Raw genomic sequence first — 19,965 nt, forward strand, 5'->3', positions numbered from 1 at the left:
AGGGCGGAACCCTAAGTGGCCGTTACCGCAGGAATGGATATGTACACGATCCAACGGTGTTGACTGCCAGGCCGCCTTCGCGAGCAAGCCCGCTCCCACAGTTTGGATAGGGGGGTGTCAGGTAGATAGGTGTCGGCTAGCTGGCCGTCATCGCAGGCAAGCCAGCTCCCACATTTGGATTGCGGGGTGTCAGGGAGATAGTTGTCGGCTGTCAGGCAGCCATCGGGGGCAAGCCCCCTCCCACATTTGGAGCTCGCCGCATCAGCAAGATGAGCGCTGTTGCTTGCCGCTTAAGCCTTGAGCGCCTTCTTGGGATAAATGTCGTAGCGGCTGGACTTGCCATCCAACGCATGGCTCGGCTTCGGCCCCTCAATACAGGGCGCCTTGCGCGGCCGCTTGACCACCACACGATGGCTGGCCAGCGCCAGAGCCGCCGCGAGCAACGCCGGTGCATCCGGATCATCACCCACCAACGGCCGAAACAGGCGCATTTCCTTCTTCACCAACGCAGTTTTCTCACGATGCGGAAACATCGGGTCCAGGTAGATCACCTGGGGCGGCTCCCCCTGCCAATTGAGCATCACGTCGATGGAGTTGCCCTTGAGCAACTTCATGCGCGCCACAATCGGCGCCACCTCAAAATCCTCGGCAGCGCGGGCCAAGCCATCTTCGAGCAAGGCGCCGATCAACGGCTGGCGCTCGATCAGGCTCATCTCACACCCGAGGCTGGCCAGCACGAACGCGTCCTTGCCCAAGCCCGCCGTAGCGTCCAGCACCCGCGGGCGCACGCCCTGGGCGATGCCCACCGCCTTGGCGATCATCTGCCCGCTGCCGCCGCCATACAACCGCCGATGCGCCGCGCCGCCTTCGACAAAGTCGACCCGCACCGGCCCTGGCGCATCAGGCCCAAGCTGTTGCAACTGCAAGCCGTGCTCCCCCACTTGCAGGGAAAAATCCGCATCGGCCACCTGCAGAGGCAACCCCAGCAGCGAAGCCCAGTGTTCGGCGCGGGCCTGGAAACTGTCAGCCAAGGCTTGGACCTGGATGCGGCTGGCCGCTGGTTGTTCGTTCATCAATCGCCACGCTCAAAAATATTAAGGATCGGCAAACAACGGCCGATAAAAATCACAGTCAGGTATTTTGCCAGAGCTGAGCGTCGACCGAGAAAAATGTCAGACATTCTTCCCCTTTCCATCGGTGTACTGCCGACCCACAACCACTATGGCCTGCGCAATACCCAAGCGCTGGCTGGGGTGAGTCATGTGTGGCAGGACTTCTTCGCCCGAGCGTTGGCCGAGCAGCTGGGTGAAACGCCAGACGCGCTCGCCGCCAAGGCGCCTGCCCCGGCAGACCCGGCGGTAGAACCCCGCGAAGGCGCCGACCTGCTGGCGCAGATCCTCACCCAGCGTGAGTGCGATGTGAAAGACGCCGAGATCGTGCCACCTGAGCCACTGTTCCTGCCGATTGCCGAGTTCGAAACCGAACTGCTGCCACCGGCCGCGACGCCGTTCCCGGAAGAAGAAATAGTCGCCCAGCAACGCCAACAAGCGTTTGAGAGCGAGTGGGTGCGCCCCGTTGTGCTGAACGCCGGCCAACCGCTACCCGAGCCAGGCCCGGCGCCACAACCACGCCCCCTGCACCTGCCAATTGCCGAATTCGAGCTGGACCTGCTGCCACCGGCCGCCACGCCGTACCCTGAAGAAGAATTGCTGGCGCAGCAAAAGGCCTTGGATTTCGATTACTACTGGGCGCGCCCGCTAGTGACCCACAACCTGCGCCTGGCCGCCTGAACCTTAGCGACACACCCACCAACGCCCCATGTCCAGATGGAAATGGTTGCGATGGGCGGCGTTGTAGTCCGGGCTCAACACCACGTTGAAATCATCACAGGCGCCATCGCGTACCAAGCGCAGGAAACGCGCGCCGTCGCCCTGCCCTGGCCAATCCTTGAGCACGCTGATGCTGCGCCCATCCGCCAGGCGAAAACCGGCGATATCCAGGGCATTGGCCGAGGCGTGCTGGCTGAGCCTCCCGTCGGCGCGATTGTAGATATTACGGCAGGCAAAACTGCCCAAATGCTCGACGCGGCTCACCGCTTGGCCAAACACGGCCTGGGCCGCCGGTTGCAGGCTGTGGCGCTCGAACAACGCGAACGCCACCGCCAGCGGGCAACTGGCGAGAAAGCTGCTGCTCAAAGCCACGTCAGCGCCCTGCACACGCAGGACATTGCGCAAGGGGCACGCCGCATCGGCCGATGTATCAGCCTGGCGACTCACGCGCAAACCGGAGGTGTTCAGTACCTGGTCACACAACGCCGGATCATCCTGTAAACGACTGAGCTTGTAGCGCGTCAACAGGTTGGGGCTCGCTCGCACATCCAAAGGCGCCCAGGGGTTCCACTCAGACGGCATCGGCACCCAACCGCGCCAGACAGCCAGCGTAAAGGCGCCCACCAGCACCAGCAACACACTCAACGCCTTGACCACACCCACGGCTAAATCCTCAAAGTAGCCCGAGCTGCTCCGCCACGGGTTCTCGATGCAAGGTGGGCAGCGGCGGTAAACCTGGCAGGCGCACCATCAGCTTGGCGTGGAAGCGTAGCGCCAGCTGTGCCGCCAGACGGTTGTCCGACGTGTGCAGGAACATATAGGGCGTGCGGCCTTCTTCGATCCAACTGGCGATCTTTTCCACCCATGGAATCAGGAACGGGTCATTGGCCTCAAGGTCCGGATGCCCGATGAAGCGCACCTGGGGAAACTGCGTCAGTGCCGCTGGGCGCGGTGGCACCCGGGGCTTTTTGGACTGGGCATGCAGCACTGCTTCCGAGGTGGAAGTGCAACTGAACAGGGCACGTGGATCGAGGCAGATGCGCTCGACACCGCGATCGCGCAACAGGCGGTTGAGCATGCGCTCAGCATCACCCTTGGCGAAGAACTGTTCATGACGCACCTCCACGGCCAGCGGTCGATCGATGCCATCGAGAAATCCAGCCAGCTCCGCCAGGCGTGGCGGCGTAAAGCCCTTTGAGAGTTGCAACCACAGCGGTGAAACGCGCTCACCCAACGGGCTCATCAAGCCGACAAAGCTTTCTGCCGCCGGCAATTGTTCACGCAAATCGCCAGCATGGCTGATATCGCCGGGGAATTTGGCGGTGAAGCGAAAGTCGTCAGGCATGATTTCGGCCCAGCGCTGCACAGTGGCGGCCGAGGGGCGAGCGTAAAAAGTGGTATTGCCTTCAACGGCGTTGAAGACCTGGGAATAGAGCCCGAGGTAATCGTTGGAGCGTGCATCAACCGGATACAGGTACTCGCGCCAGGCGTTTTCACTCCAAGACGGGCAGCCGATGTAATAAGGCAAACGCATCAGATATGGATATCGAGACCCAGCACTTCCATATCCCATTCGACAAAGCCGGCGGTGGTCAGGTAGCTGGCCAGGGCGGTGGCAACGCTTTTGCTCATGGAACGGGGAAAGACCATGTCTTGCTGACGGGCAGGAACGCCGCTGATACGTGCACTCGCGGCGCCTTGCGCTTTGGAAGGCGTATCGGTGTGTACTTCGATGAAGTCCGGTGAATCCTCGACGGATTCGTCTACCGTCACGCTCGCCTTGCGCGGCTTACGCTTGAGGGGATAGGACTGTGAGGAAAAACCGTCTATACGCATACATGCAGACTCGGTATCAATGATGGCAATTTAGCGGCACTTTCCATGGCGCGCAAATGCTCTGGTGATAACTAGAACACATAATTTGTAAAAGGTTTAAAAACCCAGGCAAATTCTGACGATTGGAGAAATTTGCCGCGCAATGCCCACATTTCTGGCGTCAAATAATCCCGCGCTCGGCCTTGGTTTGTGCGACTTTATCGCGCAGATACACCGGTGCGGCCTGGTCCGCCGCAATCGCTTCGCCGCGCTCGAATGCGAAACGCGCCAACGCCAGCAGGTCTTCAGCGTGGGGCAACATCGCCGCGTCCTGCTGCGTACACGTCATCTTGATGCGTTCGCCATAACCCCAGCCCGTGCCGGCACCGAACCAATCGCCGCTGGCATCAGCGGGCAACTGCGCCGCTTCGGGGGCCAGCACCGCTTCGGCACCGACCAGGCGCATTTCGCCTGCGGTCTCACGGTAGCAACCCCAGTAGACTTCATCCATGCGCGCATCAATGGCCGCTGCCACCTGCGACGCCCCGTGCTCACGCAACGCGCGCTGGGCCAGTACCGCAAGGTTGGACACTGGCAACACCGGACGCTCCAGGGCAAAAGCCAGGCCCTGCACCACGCCAATAGCGATGCGCACGCCAGTGAATGCACCGGGGCCACGGCCAAACGCGATGGCATCCACCGCCGCCAGGGTGGTACCGGCGTCTTCAAGCAGTTGCTTGATCATCGGCAACAATTTCTGCGCGTGCAGGCGCGGGATCACCTCGTAGTGGCTCGTGACCTTGCCATCGTGCAGCAAGGCAACGGAGCAAGCTTCAGTCGCGGTGTCCAGGGCCAGCAGGGTGCTCATCGGTGTCGGTGTCCAAGTCGGAAAAAAGTGCGCCAGTATAAACAACAACGACCCGCAAGCGGGCCGTTGTCTGTGCCGCCGATCACAGGATCAGCTCAGTGCTTGCAGCACCTTGGCGGTGATGGCCTCTACCGAGCCCACACCTGGGATGTGGCTGTACTTCGGCTTGCCCTGGGCTGCGGACAGCTTCTGGTAGAAGTCCACCAGGGGTTTGGTCTGGGAATGGTAGACCGACAGGCGATGACGCACGGTTTCTTCGGTGTCGTCTTTACGCTGCACCAGGTCTTCGCCGGTGACATCGTCCTTGCCTTCGACTTTCGGCGGGTTGTAGACGATGTGGTACACGCGGCCCGAGCCTTCGTGAACGCGACGGCCAGCAATGCGCTGAACGATCTCTTCGTCTTCAACTGCGATCTCGACCACGGCGTCCAACTCCACGCCCGCCTTCACCAGGGCTTCAGCCTGGGGAATGGTGCGTGGGAAGCCGTCGAACAGGAAACCGTTCTTGCAGTCTTCCTGGCTGATGCGTTCCTTGACCAGGTTGATGATCAGGTCGTCGGAGACCAGGCCGCCGCTGTCCATCACGCTCTTGGCGATCAGGCCCAGCTCGGTGCCAGCCTTGACGGCCGCACGCAGCATGTCGCCGGTGGAGATTTGTGGAATGCCGAATTTTTCAGTGATGAACTTTGCCTGAGTACCTTTACCGGCCCCGGGAGCTCCCAGCAGAATGACGCGCATCGATGTGCTCCTCAATTTTTTATAGAGATGACGCTCGGATTCGCCGCGTGGGGCCAATCTCGTAAAAATGTGGTTCTAGGCCGATCAAACGGCCAAAGGCTGATCAAGATACACAGCGGGCCCTCACCATACAAGCCGCCAAAAGTAGGAGAAACCCGCGCCGCACATGCGTCAGCGCCAGGGTGTGCCTGAGCGCAACCCACCCCCTCAAACGACGACCGCCCGTTTCCGGGCGGTCGTCGCGGCTTATCCGCAAGCCATTGAGTACACGCAAAAAACCTCAACCGGTGTTGCGCAAACCGGCCGCAATACCGGCCACGGACACCAGCAGCGCCTGTTCCAGAGGGCTGTCTTGCGCAGCCTCCTGCTGACGGGAACGTGCCAGCAACTCGGCCTGCAACAGGTGCAGGGGGTCGAGGTAGGTGTTGCGCAGGCGGATGAACTCCAGGGTGTCGGGGCTATGGGCCAGCAGCTGCGACTGGCCGGTCAGGCCAAGCACCACGTTGCACGCCTGCGACAATAGGTCGCGTAAGTGCGCACCCAATGCCAGCAGGTCCGGCTGCACCAGGCGCTCATCATAAAGACGGGCGATATCGGCATCGGCCTTGGCCAGCACCATCTCCAGCATGTCGATGCGCGTGCGAAAGAACGGCCACTGCTCGCGCATCTGCCCCAGCAATTGACCTTCACCGCGCTCCAGCGCCTTGCTCAGTGCCGCTTCCCAACCGAGCCAGGCGGGCAGCATCAGGCGCGTCTGGGTCCAGCCAAAGATCCAGGGGATGGCGCGCAAGCTTTCAATCCCGCCTGCACGACGTTTGGCCGGGCGGCTGCCCAAAGGCAAACGGCCCAACTCCTGCTCCGGCGTGGACTGGCGGAAGTACTCGACGAACTGCGGATTTTCCCGGACCACGGCGCGGTAAGCCCTGACACCGTCTGCCGCCAATTCGTCCATCAGGTGACGCCAGGCAGGCTCGGGAGGCGGCGGCGGCAACAGGGTAGCTTCCAGTACCGCAGCCAGGTAGAGATTGAGGTTCTGCTCGGCGATATCCGGCAGGCCGAATTTGAAGCGAATCATCTCGCCCTGTTCAGTGGTACGGAAACGCCCCGCCACCGAGCCCGGCGGCTGAGACAGGATGGCCGCGTGCGCCGGGCCGCCGCCACGACCAACGGTGCCGCCGCGACCGTGAAACAACAACAGCTCCACCTGTTGCTCGCGGCAGATATCCACCAGGCGTTCCTGGGCGCGGTACTGCGCCCAGGCGGCGGCCGTGGTGCCGGCGTCCTTGGCCGAATCCGAGTAGCCAATCATCACTTCCTGCGGGCCCTGCAAGCGCGCGCGGTAACCCGGCAGTTGCAGCAGGCGCTCCATCACTGGCCCTGCGTTATCCAGGTCGGCCAGGGTCTCGAACAGCGGCACTACGCGCATCGGCCGTTGAACGCCCGACTCTTTCAACAGTAGTTGCACCGCCAGCACATCCGACGCAGCGCCGGCCATGGAGATGACATACGACCCTAGTGATGCGGCCGGTGCGGCGGCGATTTCCTTGCAGGTATTGAGCACCTCGGCAGTGTCCGCCGACGGCTTGAAGTAACCCGGCAGCAACGGCCGACGATTGGTCAGTTCCTGAGTCAGGAAGCTGATACGCGCCTCTTCATCCCAGTCCTCATAACGCCCCAGGCCCAGGTAATCGGTGATTTCGGTCATGGCCGCCGAGTGACGGCTGGAGTCCTGGCGCACATCCAGGCGCACCAGGAACAGGCCGAACGTCACGGCACGGCGCAGGCAGTCGAGCAGCGGGCCATCGGCGATCACGCCCATGCCGCATTCGTGCAGGGACTGGTAGCACATCTGCAGCGGGTCGAGCAGGTCGCGGTTGTTCTGCAACACGTCGGCCGGTGCCGGGGTGGTGCTGGTCAACGAGGTGTGGGCCCACTGGCGCGTGGCGCGCAGGCGTTCACGCAGTTGCTTGAGCAAGGCCCGATAAGGTTCGACGCTGTCGCCGACTTTGGCGTGCAGCGCCGGGCTGGCCTGTTGCATCGACAGCTCGGAAGCCAGCCGATCAATGTCGCGCAGATACAAATCCGCCGCCATCCAGCGCGCCAGCAACAGCACTTCGCGAGTGACCGGCGCGGTGACGTTCGGGTTGCCGTCACGGTCGCCGCCCATCCACGAAGCAAAGCGAATCGGCGCTGCCTCCAGGGGCAGGCGCAGGCCGGTGGCGGCGTGCAGGGCCTGGTCGGCCCTGCGCAGGTAATTGGGGATGGCGTGCCACAGCGAATGCTCGATCACCGCAAAGCCCCATTTGGCTTCATCCACCGGCGTGGGGCGCACGCGCCGGATTTCTTCGGTGTGCCAGGCTTCGGCGATCAAGCGTTGCAAGCGCTCACGAATCTGCTCGCGCTCGGCGGTGGTGAGGTCACGGTGATCCTGCAAAGCCAGTTGCGCAGCAATGGCGTCGTATTTTTGGATCAGCGTGCGGCGGGCCACTTCGGTGGGGTGGGCGGTGAGCACCAGTTCGATGTCCAGCCGCGCCAATTGCCGGGCCAGGGATTCATTGCTGTGCCCCTCGCTTTGCAGACGGGCCAGCAACTCTGGCAAGACCCGGGATTCGAACGGCGCGGGTTGCGACTCATCGCGCCGATGAATCAACTGATATTGCTCGGCAATGTTGGCCAGGTTGAGGAATTGGTTAAAGGCCCGGGCCACGGGCAGCAACTCCTGCTCCTGCAACTGGTTGAGGCTGGCGCTCAACTCATCGCCAGCGGTTTTCTCTGAAACGGCTCCGCGACGGTCGGCCTTGGCGCCTTTGCGGATCTGCTCGATCTTTTCGAGGAAAGCCTCGCCGTACTGCTCTCGAATGGTGTTGCCCAACAGCTCACCCAGCAGGTGAACATCCTCACGCAAGCGTGCATCGATATCACTCATCAGCCAATCTCCAGCCAGAAATCCGGGACGCGCAGGGGGTTCAGAGTGCCGCCGACGTCGGTTTCTGACAAGGCCGAACGCAAACGACTTTAAACATTGGCGCTTACAGCTAGTCTCAACGGTAGGTCGCCGCGTTATTCCGCAGGCGGCTGGTCACTCATCACCGCCTGCCCTCGCAGGCTTTATTGAGGTAGCCATGAAAATTCGAGAACTGGCCCAGCATTGGGAAGAAACCGCCAAGGGTCGTTTGACCAAGACTGAATACGCGATTCATCTGGATGTGGAAGCCGCCGCCCGGCTGGCGGCCATTGCCGAGATGTACCCCAAGCGCCACGTTGAAGAACTGCTGGGCGAGCTGATCGGCGCCGCCCTGGAAGAGCTGGAAGCCAGCTTTCCTTACATCCAGGGCCAGCAGGTGATTGCCACCGATGAAGAGGGTGACCCGCTGTATGAAGACGTCGGCCCCACACCACGTTTTCTCACGTTATCCCGTCGCCACTTGCACGATTTGTCGGCCGCTACTGACGAACAAAAGCACTGATAAACATTTATTGACGTCAATTAAACCCACGTATTCCGGGCCTTTTACGGGCCCGGAGGTACCGCCGCGCGCCGCGAAAGTTCCATTTTTCAAACACTGACCAGTCAGTCAGATATTTTTTTAGGCAAATCGCCATATCCGCTGAACTTTTGAAAAAAGCCTCCGGTCACAGCCAGTAGCCATCACGTGTGGAACGGTCGTTTGAACGGACGCCATGTGCTTTATCGACGGGCCCGAAATCGATACGCCCCGATGGATTTTGATGTTTTTCAGGAGTTATCCAATGGAGTTGAAGACGATGAACACCAGCACTGCCAAATCCTCGTTTAACCATCTGCGCGGGCTCAAATTGGCCGCGCTGGCAATCGGCACCAGCTTCGTTCTGGCTGGCTGCGCCGGCAACCCTCCAACCGAGCAGTACGCCGTAACCCAATCGGCCGTCAACAGCGCAGTCAGCGCCGGCGGCACCGAGTACGCGGCGGTGGAAATGAAGTCGGCCCAGGACAAGCTCAAAGAAGCTGAGATTGCCATGCACGACAAGAACTACGACAAGGCTCGCCAACTGGCTGAACAAGCCGAGTGGGATGCCCGCGTCGCTGAGCGTAAAGCCCAGGCTGCCAAGGCTCAACAGGCTGTGAAGGACTCCCAGAAGGCTGTTGACGAACTGCGTAAAGAAGGCATGCGCCCAGCTGCAATCATGCAGAAGTAAGCCGCAGCCTCTTGACTGCATCGCACCTGATATCGAATTGAAAGGACGACACGACTATGCGTAAACAATTGATGATCCCTGCCCTGCTGGCGATGAGCGTTGCCTTGGCGGCCTGCTCCACCCCGCCGAACGCGAACCTGGAAAATGCGCGGACCAATTTCTCGTCCCTGCAAACCAACCCGCAAGCCACCAAGCTGGCCGCGCTGGAAACCAAAGATGCCAGCGACTGGCTGGACAAGGCTGACAAGGCCTACCGCGACAAAGAAGACGAGAAGAAAGTCGACCAACTGGCCTACCTGACCAACCAGCGCGTTGAAGTGGCCAAGGACACCATCGTCCTGCGCGAATCCGAAGCCAAGCTGAAAAACGCCGGTGACGAACGTGCCCGCGCCCTGCTGGACGCCCGTGATGCGCAAATCAAGCAACTGCAAAACAGCTTGAACGCCAAGCAAACCGATCGCGGCACTCTGGTAACGTTCGGTGACGTGCTGTTCGCCACCAACAAGTCCGACCTGAAATCCAGCGGCCTGGTGAACATCACCAAGCTGGCTCAGTTCCTGCGCGATAACCCAGACCGTAAAGTGATTGTCGAAGGCTACACCGACAGCACCGGTTCCGACTCGTACAACCAGAGCCTGTCTGAGCGTCGCGCCGCTTCCGTTCAACGTGCACTGGCTCAGCAAGGCGTGGATATCTCGCGCATCGTGACCCAGGGTTACGGCAAGGAATACCCGGTTGCCGATAACGGCAGCGTTTCCGGCCGCGCCATGAACCGTCGCGTTGAAGTGACCATCTCCAACGACAACCAGCCGGTCAAGCCACGGTCTTCCGTCGCTAACTGATCAATAGCCTGGTAAAAAAGCCCCGCCTTTAGGCGGGGCTTTTTCGTTGCCGTTCATGAAAGCGCATTCAAGCTTTAGTCATTGAAGTATCTGAAGCTGCTGCGGTTGCCGTTCTGGCCAGAATTGATGTAACGGCTGGAATCGCCCGAGTTGCCGTTATTTCCGTAGTTACCATAGTTACCGTAACTGCCGTAATTACTATAGCCTTCAAAGTGACGGTAGTTCCCCGGCGCGCCCATCATGTCATTGCCGTTGCGCCCATGGTTTTCATAGTGACTGCACCGCCCGCTATTGCCGTTATTGCCATAGTTACCATAATTGCCATTGTTGCCGCCACTTCCCCACACCCGCTGACCCGGTGTGGAATGGCGGGGTTGCTCTTCAGCATAACGTGGAGGCCAAGCAACATACTGTGCAGGTCGCGAACCAAATAGATGAGTCATCTTATCTTCCCTGTCAAAATTTAATAATAGTGTATGCATTGACGACACATAAGCTGCATGCTGCGCAGTGCATCGTCCCTTTAAGTGGAGAATCGCTGCGAGCAGTTCCACTGCGAACACTCTAAAAACCACATCAAAATATGCACAGCAACGCAGTCACATTGTTTGTTTCAATCTTGAAGGCGCCGAGCATGGCCATTACCGACCGGCCTATGCCTGGAGGTCAATTGACGATTGCCGTTACTGCCGTGATTGGAATAACCACTGTGGCTTCCGCTATTACCGTTATTGCCGTAATTGCCGAAGTTACCGTCATTCATGCTGTTATTACCGTTATTGATGTGCACACCCACTTGCGCCGATTTTACGCCACCGACCGTCACATAATTAGTATTGAATACATAGGTCACGTAGTTGATCGTAGGCGGCTGTGAAGCCGTCGCCTGAGTACGCGGTGGTGGCCCCATGTAGCGAACGGTTCCACGATTCAAAGGTTGAGTTCCGGCATACCGTGGACGCCGACTCGATTGATAGTGATTGTAGTTATAGGTTTTACCCACTTGAGGGTATCTCCACCCCATACGCTGCCCCGTGACAGCGTTCCATGTATTGGACATGACCCCCATGGTATTCGTGAGCGCTGTATTGAAAAATGAATCTAACCTCATTCCTTGACTCCAAATGATTTCCCACACGTCCAGGTTTAAACTCCTGGCAACTATAAGAGTGGTCGGCTACGTCTATCAGTTCCCAACGGTATAATCCTGATATAAGTAGGGGCTCACCTGTTGGTCGCCCAAGCCGGTCGTCTATCGCTGATGGATAAGATTGAAACGAAAAAAAACCACCAGTAAAGGTGGTTTTTTTGACTAGGGAAACTTGATCTTGCGATCAGTATCTTCATCTGGCGGCGTTATCTTTTTGTTATGAGAGGAGGTATCAGACGAGCAACCTGCCAACTGATTACGCGCCTGTTCTTGCGCATCCGCCCGTTCCAACGCCTGATGCGCCCTGGCCATGGCCAGCATATTGCAAATCGCATCAATTCTTATCACTGCTTCCCGCCCCCACTTTGCGTAATTACATTGCCTTTTGTGGCACCTGATGCAATTGGGTTCCAAACAATTTCGTTACGAGATCCGCGATGATGACCGTGAGGCCGCTGATATGAAAAACCCGCCGCTAAAAGGCGGGTTTTTGTAGGGTTGCCGATCAGTAGTTGATCGAGCCTTGACTCTCACCGCCGCCCATCTGGATTTGGCCTTGGCCCGATGCGCCACTTTCACCGCCTTGTGCCCCTTGGGCCGCTTTTTCTTCTGCCATCAGTTTCACCAGTTTTTTGAGCAACTCTTCAAGACTCTCATCCCCACCAGCGCCTTGGGAGCCATTGGAACCCTGAGCGCCTCCCGCCCCTTGAGAGCCACCGGAACCACCGGAACCGGAATCTTGGGAACCCTCACCGCTTTTAGCTTGAATTTTCTCCCGGAGCTGCTGAATTTGCTGATCAAGACCTTGCGAAGGTCCCTGGATGCCTCCCGAATTGCCCGCGCCAACTGAAGGTGCTGCGCCAATACCATCCATAAACTCGTACTCCAGAGTGATAAATAAAGTGGACTGATCAGCCAAACCAATCAGTCCATCATCTGTGGCGCACGAGCGAAGATGGTTCCAGCCTATAAAAGTTCGGGCGGTCCCTGAACGACTAACCGGGAAACTCAACGGTATTTTTCATACCACGCAAAAACCCAGGCTCACTGTTGCAACTGCGGGGTTTCCTGGCCCATGCAACGCACGGCCTGCTTCTTATTGTTCACCAGCACGCCGCTCAAGCCTTTCTGTTCGGTATCAAACATCACCAACACGCCGTCAACGCACTGCGCCACTTGCGCCGCTGGGGTCAGGGAGACCTTGTAATCCTCACCCGGCACGGTCTTGAGCATGGTGAAGTCGCTGAGCAGCAACGCATCTTCCGGCTTGGCAAAGTGCAGGTAGCCGTAGTACCACAGGCAGCCAACGGTACCGATGATGGTGCCGATGCCGGTGAGAATCAGCGGGATCATGTTGCGTTCTTCGCTCATTGCGGGCTCTCTGATGAATCAACTTTAGGAATTGGGTAATTCGGAATTTCGCCCAGGCGGCGCAAGCCGTTGAAGTGCTGCGGGTCGTCCAGGTAACGCAGCATCACGGTCTGCCAGGTTTTATCGGCAAAGGTCTGCACATGGCCGCCACGGGTCAGTTGCAACACCCTGGGCGGCGGTGCGGCCTGATACAGGCGGATGCCATTGGCCACCGGCACGATGGGATCATCCAGGCTGTGGAACAGCAGCTTGGGCACGCCGGTCACGCGGGGCATGGCATTGATCGCACTGTCGGCGTCGGGCACCAGCCATGACAGCGGCACCTGCAACGGCCAGGTTAACCAGGAAGTGCTCAAGGCGAATTGTCCTACGTCACGATAACTGGCTGGCACGCCGTCCAGTACCAGAGCTTTGAGTTGGGCTTGACGCTCCGGGTGGGCTGCCAGGTAATGCACCGCCAGTGCACCGCCCAGGCTTTGCCCGAGAATAATCAGCGGTTTACCCTGGGTTTCAGGCGCCTTGTCGATCCAACCGAATGCGGCGTCGATATCCTGGTAGACCGCCGGCAACGATGGCTTGCCTTCCGACAGCCCATAGCCGCGATAGTCCAGCAACAACACTTGATAACCCTGCTCCGGCAACCACCAACTGCCCCCCAGGTGCCAGGCGAGGTTACCGCCGTTGCCGTGCAAATGCAGGATGGTGCCTTTGAGTGGCACACCCGCTTTGGCTGGCAACCACCAAGCGTGCAGCTTCACCCCGTCTGCGGTGGTGAGCGTGACGTCGCGGTATTGCAGGTGGGCTTTTTCCGGAGTGAAGGGCAGGCCGGGCTCGGGGTAGAACAGTAAGGAGCTGCAGCCGTTCAATGTGAGTAGCAGGCATAAAATGCCGAGGATTCTCATCCGTTGAAGCCTCATGGTGATTGACGCCCACTGTAGGAGCGAGCTTGCTCGCGAAGATCGTCAACGATAACGCGCTAATACTGAAGAAACGCGGTGCCTGAGCGTTCTTCGCGAGCAAGCTCGCTCCTACAAATAGCATTGCTGTGCTCAGAGGATATTGGAGTAATCCGCCTCGATCCGGTCCAGGCTCAAGTGGTTGAGGAAGTTGGAGAAGCACATCCAGGCCGCCAGCGCGTTCATGTCGCGAAACTGCTCCGGCAAATACTTGGGCGGCACCACCAGGCCTTCGTCGACCAATTGGCGCAGGGTGCGCATGTCTTCAAGGGTGGTCTTGCCGCAGAACAGCAGCGGCACCTGTTCCAGCTTGCCTTTACGTACGGCGAGCTGAATGTAGTTGTAGACCATGATAAAGCCCTTGAGGTAGGACAAATCCTTGGTAAATGGCAGACCGGTGGGCACCGAACCACGGAATACCCGGCTGGCATTCCCATAGCTTTCGGCCATTTCAAAGCCTTGCTCGCGGAAGAACTCAAACACCTGCAGGAAGTCGGCACCCTCCTCCACCATATGGATGGCGCGTGTCCGGTTGGTGAGTTTGCGCAGGCGGCTGGGGTAGGAAGCAAACGTGATGATTTCCATCAGGATCGCCAGGCCTTCCTGGGTGACGGTGGACGACGGCGGGCCCTTGGACAGGAACGTGCAGATCGGCTGGTTCTGGCCGTTGAGGGTGGTGCCCACATGCACCAACCCTTCATGCACTTCGAGGGCGCGAACGTCGCGGTCGTTGAACATCGCATCGGCGCGGATCTTGATGTAGTCGGCGCCCGCCGCTGCGTCGGCGACGATGCCGTCGGACTCGAATACGCGGATGGTCTCTTCGGCTTCGCCAAACACCTTGTTGAGGCGGGTTTGCAGCAGGCTGACCGCATCTTTGGCGGTGAGGGTCTTGGCTTCGTCCTTGAGGTCACCCCGACCGTCGATGTTGTTGAGGTAGTCGGAGAGCATCAGGCCAAGGTCGGCCAGGGTCGGGTCGCCAGCGTGGAACGCATCGGAGGCGGCGCCGTACAGCTCTTGGGAAATCAGGCCGAAGTCCTCGGTGCCGCGCGCTTCAAGCATGCGCACCACCATCCGGTATTCGCGGCACATGCGCCGCATGATCTGCCCCACCGGACTGAATTGCCCAAGGCGTCGAGTGATGTCGCGCTCGATGTTCTGGAACTCTAGCTTCACCGCACTGGAATCGAACGACAGCGGCCGGCTCAGGTAGTAATCACGGTCTACGGCAGGCATCGCCTTGCCTTTGGCCTTGAGGAATCCCTGGCGAATGTTCTCGTCCCATTTCACCGCATCAAGGACGCGGATCGGTGTTTGCGCCAGCACAATGCGATCGGACAAGGTGCGTATCGTCTGCTGGTAATCGTCCACCCGGTGCTTCCTCTTTAAACGTTGAACGTTATCAGGCTTTCATCGAACGCTGTCAGACCGAGGCCAATACCAGGTGCATGTAGCGCTTGAGGATTTCAAGCATCTCTTCCCCGGTCAGAGGCTCTGCGCCGCCCAACAGGCCCTGATATTCCATCCGACTGATGATAGCCGTCAACACCTTGGCATCCTGCTGCGGCTCACGGGAACCCAATACCTGGAAAAACTGCCCGGTGCCCTGCAACAAGATCTGTTGATGGGAGCGTACCAGTTCGGCCAGGCGTGGGTTGAGCAGGGCTTCCTGGCGAAAGGCCTGTTCGGCCATCAGGTATTCGCGGCGATTGGTCAGTTGGCGTAGCACATAGTCGGCGGTCAGGCGCGCGATGTCATCCGCCAGTTGCGAGCGCGACTCCGGGCTGCCGTCGCCATAGGCGACCATTTCGCGTAACAGGCCTTCGTTACGTACCCACAGCTTGCCCATGAACGCGGCGCTGCGTTCCACGTACTGGGCGAAGGTGTCGGTGAGCAGGTCGTCGATGTCTTTGAAGTAATAGGTGGTGGCCGACAGCGGCACCCCCGCCTCTGCCGCCACTGCCCGGTGACGCACGGCCCGCACGCCATCGCGCACGACGATACGCATGGCCGCATCGAGAATGTCTTGCCGGCGTTGCTCGCTGCCCCGCCGACTGGCCTTGCGGCCCTGGTACTGAACGCTTTCAGCCACGGCAGCAGCAATGCCGGCGGCACCTTCTTGAGCTATTACGCGGTTCACCACACTTCTTCCTTTAGAGGTGACGCGGAGCGTCACAGGGTGCATTCCCACGCGGAGCGTGGGAACGATCACTGACGAGCACCACTTGAACAGGCCACATAAAAAAGCCGCCTTATAAAAGGCGGCTTCGGATTTCGCTACGGTTACGCTTGTGGCCGCATGTGCGGGAACAGGATCACATCGCGGATCGACGGCGAGTTGGTCAACAACATCACCAGACGGTCGATGCCGATGCCTTCACCGGCAGTGGGCGGCATGCCGTATTCCAGGGCCCGTACGAAGTCGGCATCGTAGTGCATGGCTTCGTCGTCACCGGCGTCCTTGTCGGCCACCTGGGCCATGAAACGCTCGGCCTGGTCTTCCGCGTCGTTAAGCTCGGAATAGGCGTTGGCGATTTCGCGGCCACCGATGAACAGCTCGAAACGGTCGGTGACGTTCGGGTTGTCGTCGTTGCGACGGGCCAGCGGCGACACTTCGAACGGGTACTGGGTAATGAAGTGCGGCTGTTCCAGCTTGTGCTCCACCAGCTCTTCGAAAATCATCACCTGCAGCTTGCCCAGGCCTTCGAAGCCCAGCACCTTGGCGCCGGCTTTCTTGGCAATGGCACGGGCCTTGTCGATGTCGTTGAGGTCGTCAGCGGTCAGCTCGGGGTTGTACTTGAGGATCGAGTCGAACACCGACAGGCGCACGAACGGCTCGCCGAAGTGGAACACCTTGTCGCCGTACGGCACGTCAGTGCTGCCCAGCACCAGCTGTGCCAGCTCGCGGAACAGCTCTTCGGTCAGGTCCATGTTGTCTTCGTAGTCGGCGTAGGCCTGGTAGAACTCCAACATGGTGAATTCTGGGTTGTGACGGGTCGAGACGCCTTCGTTACGGAAGTTGCGGTTGATCTCGAACACTTTCTCGAAGCCGCCAACCACCAGGCGCTTGAGGTAAAGCTCCGGCGCGATACGCAGGAACATTTCCATGTCCAGCGCGTTGTGGTGGGTTTCGAACGGCTTGGCTGCGGCACCACCCGGGATGGTCTGCAGCATCGGGGTTTCGACTTCCAGGAAGTCACGCTGCATCAGGAAGCTGCGGATGTGGGCAATGACTTGCGAGCGCACGCGGAAGGTCTGGCGCACGTCTTCGTTGACGATCAGGTCAACGTAACGCTGGCGATAGCGCTGTTCGGTGTCGGTCAGGCCGTGGTGCTTGTCTGGCAGCGGGCGCAGGGACTTGGTCAGCAGGCGCACGTTGGTCATCTCGACGTACAGGTCGCCCTTGCCGGAACGGGCCAGGGTGCCTTCGGCTGCGATGATATCGCCCATGTCCCAGGTTTTCACCGAGGCCAGGGTTTCTTCGGACAGGGTCTTGCGGTTGACGTAGACCTGGATGCGACCGGTCATGTCCTGGATCACCATGAACGAGCCACGGTTGAGCATGATGCGACCTGCCACCTTGACCGGGATCGCAGCCTCTGCCAGTTCTTCCTTGGTCTTGTCCGCGTATTGCTTCTGCAAGGCATCGCAGTAGTTGTCGCGACGGAAGTCGTTGGGGAAGGCGTTACCCTTGGCGCGCTCGGCAGCAAGCTTTTCCTTGCGCAGGGCGATCAGGGAGTTTTCTTCCTGTTGCAGGGCTTGCGGGTCGAGTTGTTGGTCGCTCATGTCTTTAAATATTCCATCAGGTTCGTTGCCCCCAGCCTTCGGCGGGGGATCGCGGGCAAGCCCGCTCCCACAGAGGGTATTAGAGGCCGGATTTCAGGCTGGCTTCCAGGTATTCGTCGATATCGCCGTCGAGTACCTTGTCGCAGTCGCTGCGTTCGATGTTAGTGCGCAGATCCTTGATCCGCGAGGCATCGAGCACGTACGAACGGATCTGGTGACCCCAGCCGATATCCGACTTGGTGTCTTCCAGCGCCTGGGAAGCGGCGTTGCGCTTCTGCATTTCCTGCTCGTACAACTTGGCCCGCAGCATTTTCATGGCGGTGTCCTTGTTGGCGTGCTGGGAACGTTCGTTCTGGCAGCTGACCACGGTATTGGTCGGTACGTGGGTAATACGTACGGCCGAGTCAGTGGTGTTTACGTGCTGGCCACCGGCACCGGAGGAACGGTAGGTGTCGATCCGCAGGTCGGCCGGGTTGATCTCGATTTCCACCTTGTCGTCGATCTCTGGCGAGACGAAAACGGCGGAGAACGACGTGTGGCGACGGTTGCCGGAGTCGAACGGGCTCTTGCGCACCAGGCGGTGCACGCCGATCTCGGTGCGCAGCCAGCCAAAGGCGTATTCGCCCTTGATGTGCACGGTCGCGCCCTTGATACCGGCCACTTCACCGGCAGACAGTTCCATGATGGTCGCGTCGAAACCGCGCTTGTCGGCCCAGCGCAGGTACATGCGCAGCAGGATGTTGGCCCAGTCCTGGGCCTCGGTGCCGCCGGAACCGGCCTGGATATCCAGGTAGGCGTTGTTCGGGTCCATTTCATGGCTGAACATGCGGCGAAATTCAAGCTTGGCGAGGTTTTCCTCGAGACGGGCCAGCTCGGCGACGACATCGCCCACTGCGCCTTCGTCGTTTTCTTCGACGGCCATGTCCAGCAGGTCGCGGCAATCACCCAGGCCGGTGTTCAGTTCGTCGAGGGTATCGACGATCTGTGCCAGCGCAGCGCGCTCGCGCCCCAGTTCCTGGGCGTATTCAGGTTTGTTCCAGACACTCGGATCTTCAAGCTCGCGATTGACCTCGGTCAGACGCTCATGCTTTTGATCGTAGTCAAAGATACCCCCGAATAGTTTCGGAGCGCTCGGACAGGTCCTTGATGGTGTTAAGGATCGGGTTGATTTCCATGGCGGGCAGCACTCGTTGGCGAACTTTTGAAAGCCGGCGAGTATAACGGCAAACGGCTGGAAACGGCAGCCCGCTTGGCCGAAAAGGCGGGGGTTTGTACACGATCCGTAGCCAGATAGAGATCAAATGTGGGAGCTGGCTTGCCTGCGATGGCGGTGTACCAGTCGATACTTGTGTGACGGATACACCGCCATCGCAGGCAAGCCAGCTCCCACAGGGGTTGAGCGGCGCGTGGGATTACTCGATGCCCACCTGATTACGCCCATTGTTCTTGGCCGTGTACAACCCCTTGTCCGCCGCCATGATCAACTGCCGACAGTCCGTGCCCTGGACCGGTGTCAACGTCGACAGCCCAATACTGATGGTCAGGCTGGAGCCTTCAGCCGGGGCGATGTGCGGGATTTTCAACGCCGCCACCGCCATGCGCAGTTTTTCCGCGACCAGGCGTGCGCCGCCCGGCGAGGTGCTGGGCAGGACCAGCGCGAACTCTTCGCCGCCGTAGCGCGCCGGCAAATCCGAAGGTCGGCTGCTGGCTTCACGGATGGTGTTGGCGACTTTGCGCAGGGCTTCGTCGCCCTCGACGTGGCCGAAGCTGTCGTTGAAGGTCTTGAAGAAGTCCACGTCGATCATCAGCAGCGACAGTTGGGTCTGGTCGCGCATGGCGCGGCGCCATTCCAGCTCCAGGTATTCGTCGAAGTGGCGGCGGTTGGACAGCCCGGTCAGGCCATCGGAGTTCATCAGGCGTTGCAGCACCAGGTTGGTGTCCAGCAACTGTTGCTGGCTGACGCGCAACGCGCGGTAGGCCGCGTCGCGCTGCAACAGGGTCATGTAGGAGCGCGAGTGGTAGCGGATGCGCGCCACCAACTCGATGTTGTCCGGCAGCTTGACCAGGTAATCGTTGGCCCCGGCCGCAAAGGCCGCGCTCTTGATCAGCGGGTCTTCTTTGGTGGACAGCACGATGATCGGAATATTCGCGGTGGCCGGGTGATTGCGGTATTCGCGCACCAGAGTGAGGCCGTCCAGGCCCGGCATCACCAGGTCCTGCAAGATCACCGTGGGCTTGATGCGGATCGCCTGGGCAATCGCCTGGTGCGGGTCGGCACAAAAGTGGAAGTCGATGTTTTCTTCATGGGCCAGGCCACGCCGCACGGCTTCACCGATCATGGCCTGGTCGTCGACCAGCAACACCATGGCGGCGTTTTCGTCGGTCTTGAAGTCGTCGAGCTGTAAATCATTCATGTGCAGTCACCTGAATTACT

Annotated in this window: 21 protein-coding genes; 5 read left to right on the top strand and 16 right to left on the bottom strand. The window is 59.7% G+C overall.

Going from position 1 to position 19,965, the window contains the following annotated elements; translation table 11 throughout:
- Positions 1–290: 290 nt before the first annotated feature.
- The gene (locus QK296_RS18990; protein WP_044272264.1) at positions 291–1,073 is read right to left on the bottom strand and encodes a class I SAM-dependent methyltransferase; all 783 of its coding nucleotides are present in this window, start codon (positions 1,071–1,073) and stop codon (positions 291–293) included.
- A 96-nt stretch (positions 1,074–1,169) separates the two neighbouring features.
- On the opposite strand from QK296_RS18990, the gene QK296_RS18995 reads away from it, so the two are divergent.
- Positions 1,170–1,790, top strand: coding sequence for a hypothetical protein (locus QK296_RS18995; protein WP_003189113.1), 621 nt, complete (start codon positions 1,170–1,172; stop codon positions 1,788–1,790).
- A 3-nt stretch (positions 1,791–1,793) separates the two neighbouring features.
- Here the strand turns inward: QK296_RS18995 and QK296_RS19000 are convergent, their stop codons facing one another.
- The 6 genes from QK296_RS19000 to ppc all read right to left on the bottom strand — a co-directional run bounded on the left by QK296_RS19000 (position 1,794) and on the right by ppc (position 8,176).
- Positions 1,794–2,492 carry an extensin family protein gene (locus QK296_RS19000; protein ID WP_169855397.1) on the bottom strand — a complete coding sequence of 233 codons (699 nt, stop codon included), beginning with the start codon at positions 2,490–2,492 and terminating at the stop codon, positions 1,794–1,796.
- A 10-nt stretch (positions 2,493–2,502) separates the two neighbouring features.
- Positions 2,503–3,363 (bottom strand): DUF72 domain-containing protein, encoded by an 861-nt coding sequence (locus QK296_RS19005; RefSeq protein WP_003189109.1) that lies wholly within the window; start codon positions 3,361–3,363, stop codon positions 2,503–2,505.
- Positions 3,363–3,665 (bottom strand): hypothetical protein, encoded by a 303-nt coding sequence (locus QK296_RS19010; protein WP_032893222.1) that lies wholly within the window; start codon positions 3,663–3,665, stop codon positions 3,363–3,365. The genes QK296_RS19005 and QK296_RS19010 overlap by 1 nt, the downstream gene beginning before the upstream one ends.
- A gap of 160 nt (positions 3,666–3,825) precedes the next feature.
- Positions 3,826–4,512, bottom strand: coding sequence for a tRNA (adenosine(37)-N6)-threonylcarbamoyltransferase complex dimerization subunit type 1 TsaB (gene tsaB / locus QK296_RS19015; RefSeq protein ID WP_003189106.1), 687 nt, complete (start codon positions 4,510–4,512; stop codon positions 3,826–3,828).
- Positions 4,513–4,602: 90 nt separating this feature from the next.
- The gene (gene adk, locus QK296_RS19020; RefSeq protein WP_003189104.1) at positions 4,603–5,250 is read right to left on the bottom strand and encodes an adenylate kinase; all 648 of its coding nucleotides are present in this window, start codon (positions 5,248–5,250) and stop codon (positions 4,603–4,605) included.
- A 280-nt stretch (positions 5,251–5,530) separates the two neighbouring features.
- Positions 5,531–8,176, bottom strand: coding sequence for a phosphoenolpyruvate carboxylase (ppc, locus tag QK296_RS19025; RefSeq protein ID WP_282391185.1), 2,646 nt, complete (start codon positions 8,174–8,176; stop codon positions 5,531–5,533).
- A gap of 196 nt (positions 8,177–8,372) precedes the next feature.
- Here ppc and QK296_RS19030 point away from each other — a divergent pair, with 196 nt between their 5' ends.
- From QK296_RS19030 to QK296_RS19040, 3 genes are all read left to right on the top strand, one after another.
- A complete protein-coding gene (locus QK296_RS19030) occupies positions 8,373–8,717 on the top strand; it encodes a pilin assembly protein (RefSeq protein WP_120247592.1) in 345 nt (114 codons plus the stop codon).
- Positions 8,718–9,000: 283 nt separating this feature from the next.
- Entirely contained in the window at positions 9,001–9,426 is a 426-nt protein-coding gene (locus QK296_RS19035; protein WP_003189094.1) for a DUF4398 domain-containing protein, read from the top strand.
- Between the two features lie 56 nt (positions 9,427–9,482).
- Entirely contained in the window at positions 9,483–10,268 is a 786-nt protein-coding gene (locus tag QK296_RS19040; protein WP_003189093.1) for an OmpA family protein, read from the top strand.
- Between the two features lie 74 nt (positions 10,269–10,342).
- Here the strand turns inward: QK296_RS19040 and QK296_RS19045 are convergent, their stop codons facing one another.
- The gene (locus QK296_RS19045) at positions 10,343–10,822 is read right to left on the bottom strand and encodes a hypothetical protein (protein WP_137204987.1); all 480 of its coding nucleotides are present in this window, start codon (positions 10,820–10,822) and stop codon (positions 10,343–10,345) included.
- A gap of 80 nt (positions 10,823–10,902) precedes the next feature.
- Here QK296_RS19045 and QK296_RS19050 point away from each other — a divergent pair, with 80 nt between their 5' ends.
- Positions 10,903–11,145 (top strand): hypothetical protein, encoded by a 243-nt coding sequence (locus QK296_RS19050; RefSeq protein ID WP_281913302.1) that lies wholly within the window; start codon positions 10,903–10,905, stop codon positions 11,143–11,145.
- A gap of 778 nt (positions 11,146–11,923) precedes the next feature.
- Here the strand turns inward: QK296_RS19050 and QK296_RS19055 are convergent.
- The 8 genes from QK296_RS19055 to QK296_RS19090 all read right to left on the bottom strand — a co-directional run bounded on the left by QK296_RS19055 (position 11,924) and on the right by QK296_RS19090 (position 19,945).
- Positions 11,924–12,337 (bottom strand): hypothetical protein, encoded by a 414-nt coding sequence (locus QK296_RS19055; RefSeq protein ID WP_169855394.1) that lies wholly within the window; start codon positions 12,335–12,337, stop codon positions 11,924–11,926.
- Between the two features lie 125 nt (positions 12,338–12,462).
- The gene (locus tag QK296_RS19060) at positions 12,463–12,789 is read right to left on the bottom strand and encodes a hypothetical protein (protein WP_003189087.1); all 327 of its coding nucleotides are present in this window, start codon (positions 12,787–12,789) and stop codon (positions 12,463–12,465) included.
- Complete coding sequence (locus QK296_RS19065; protein WP_034135785.1) at positions 12,786–13,691, bottom strand: alpha/beta hydrolase; 906 nt, start codon at positions 13,689–13,691, stop codon at positions 12,786–12,788. The genes QK296_RS19060 and QK296_RS19065 overlap by 4 nt, the downstream gene beginning before the upstream one ends.
- Before the next feature lie 147 nt (positions 13,692–13,838).
- Positions 13,839–15,116 (bottom strand): flavohemoglobin expression-modulating QEGLA motif protein, encoded by a 1,278-nt coding sequence (locus QK296_RS19070; protein ID WP_003189084.1) that lies wholly within the window; start codon positions 15,114–15,116, stop codon positions 13,839–13,841.
- Between the two features lie 52 nt (positions 15,117–15,168).
- Positions 15,169–15,885: a TetR family transcriptional regulator gene (locus tag QK296_RS19075; protein ID WP_003189083.1), complete on the bottom strand. Its 717-nt coding sequence runs from the start codon at positions 15,883–15,885 to the stop codon at positions 15,169–15,171.
- 143 nt (positions 15,886–16,028) lie between these two features.
- Positions 16,029–17,531 carry a lysine--tRNA ligase gene (lysS, locus tag QK296_RS19080; protein WP_003189082.1) on the bottom strand — a complete coding sequence of 501 codons (1,503 nt, stop codon included), beginning with the start codon at positions 17,529–17,531 and terminating at the stop codon, positions 16,029–16,031.
- A 79-nt stretch (positions 17,532–17,610) separates the two neighbouring features.
- Positions 17,611–18,706, bottom strand: a protein-coding gene (prfB, locus tag QK296_RS19085) for a peptide chain release factor 2 (RefSeq protein WP_096001736.1) whose coding sequence is annotated in 2 segments (ribosomal slippage) — positions 17,611–18,633 and positions 18,635–18,706 — 1,095 coding nt in all. Because the reading frame shifts where the segments join, the coding sequence is not laid out codon by codon here.
- Positions 18,707–18,943: 237 nt separating this feature from the next.
- A complete protein-coding gene (locus QK296_RS19090) occupies positions 18,944–19,945 on the bottom strand; it encodes a PleD family two-component system response regulator (protein WP_034135786.1) in 1,002 nt (333 codons plus the stop codon).
- Positions 19,946–19,965 lie beyond the last annotated feature (20 nt).

Origin of the sequence: Pseudomonas sp. AL10, from assembly GCF_029960685.1 — a bacterium.
In the GTDB taxonomy this organism is placed as follows: Bacteria; Pseudomonadota; Gammaproteobacteria; order Pseudomonadales; family Pseudomonadaceae; genus Aquipseudomonas; species Aquipseudomonas lactis.

Excerpts from the sequence above, each read along its gene's own strand:
- QK296_RS18990 (WP_044272264.1), bottom strand. The coding sequence starts at position 1,073 with ATGAACGAACAACCAGCGGCCAGCCGCATCCAGGTCCAAGCCTTGGCT.
- QK296_RS18995 (WP_003189113.1), top strand. The coding sequence starts at position 1,170 with ATGTCAGACATTCTTCCCCTTTCCATCGGTGTACTGCCGACCCACAAC.
- QK296_RS19005 (WP_003189109.1), bottom strand. The coding sequence starts at position 3,363 with ATGCGTTTGCCTTATTACATCGGCTGCCCGTCTTGGAGTGAAAACGCC.
- QK296_RS19010 (WP_032893222.1), bottom strand. The coding sequence starts at position 3,665 with ATGCGTATAGACGGTTTTTCCTCACAGTCCTATCCCCTCAAGCGTAAG.
- tsaB (WP_003189106.1), bottom strand. The coding sequence starts at position 4,512 with ATGAGCACCCTGCTGGCCCTGGACACCGCGACTGAAGCTTGCTCCGTT.
- adk (WP_003189104.1), bottom strand. The coding sequence starts at position 5,250 with ATGCGCGTCATTCTGCTGGGAGCTCCCGGGGCCGGTAAAGGTACTCAG.
- ppc (WP_282391185.1), bottom strand. The coding sequence starts at position 8,176 with ATGAGTGATATCGATGCACGCTTGCGTGAGGATGTTCACCTGCTGGGT.
- QK296_RS19030 (WP_120247592.1), top strand. The coding sequence starts at position 8,373 with ATGAAAATTCGAGAACTGGCCCAGCATTGGGAAGAAACCGCCAAGGGT.
- QK296_RS19035 (WP_003189094.1), top strand. The coding sequence starts at position 9,001 with ATGGAGTTGAAGACGATGAACACCAGCACTGCCAAATCCTCGTTTAAC.
- QK296_RS19040 (WP_003189093.1), top strand. The coding sequence starts at position 9,483 with ATGCGTAAACAATTGATGATCCCTGCCCTGCTGGCGATGAGCGTTGCC.
- QK296_RS19050 (WP_281913302.1), top strand. The coding sequence starts at position 10,903 with ATGGCCATTACCGACCGGCCTATGCCTGGAGGTCAATTGACGATTGCC.
- QK296_RS19060 (WP_003189087.1), bottom strand. The coding sequence starts at position 12,789 with ATGAGCGAAGAACGCAACATGATCCCGCTGATTCTCACCGGCATCGGC.
- QK296_RS19065 (WP_034135785.1), bottom strand. The coding sequence starts at position 13,691 with ATGAGAATCCTCGGCATTTTATGCCTGCTACTCACATTGAACGGCTGC.
- lysS (WP_003189082.1), bottom strand. The coding sequence starts at position 17,531 with ATGAGCGACCAACAACTCGACCCGCAAGCCCTGCAACAGGAAGAAAAC.
- QK296_RS19090 (WP_034135786.1), bottom strand. The coding sequence starts at position 19,945 with ATGAATGATTTACAGCTCGACGACTTCAAGACCGACGAAAACGCCGCC.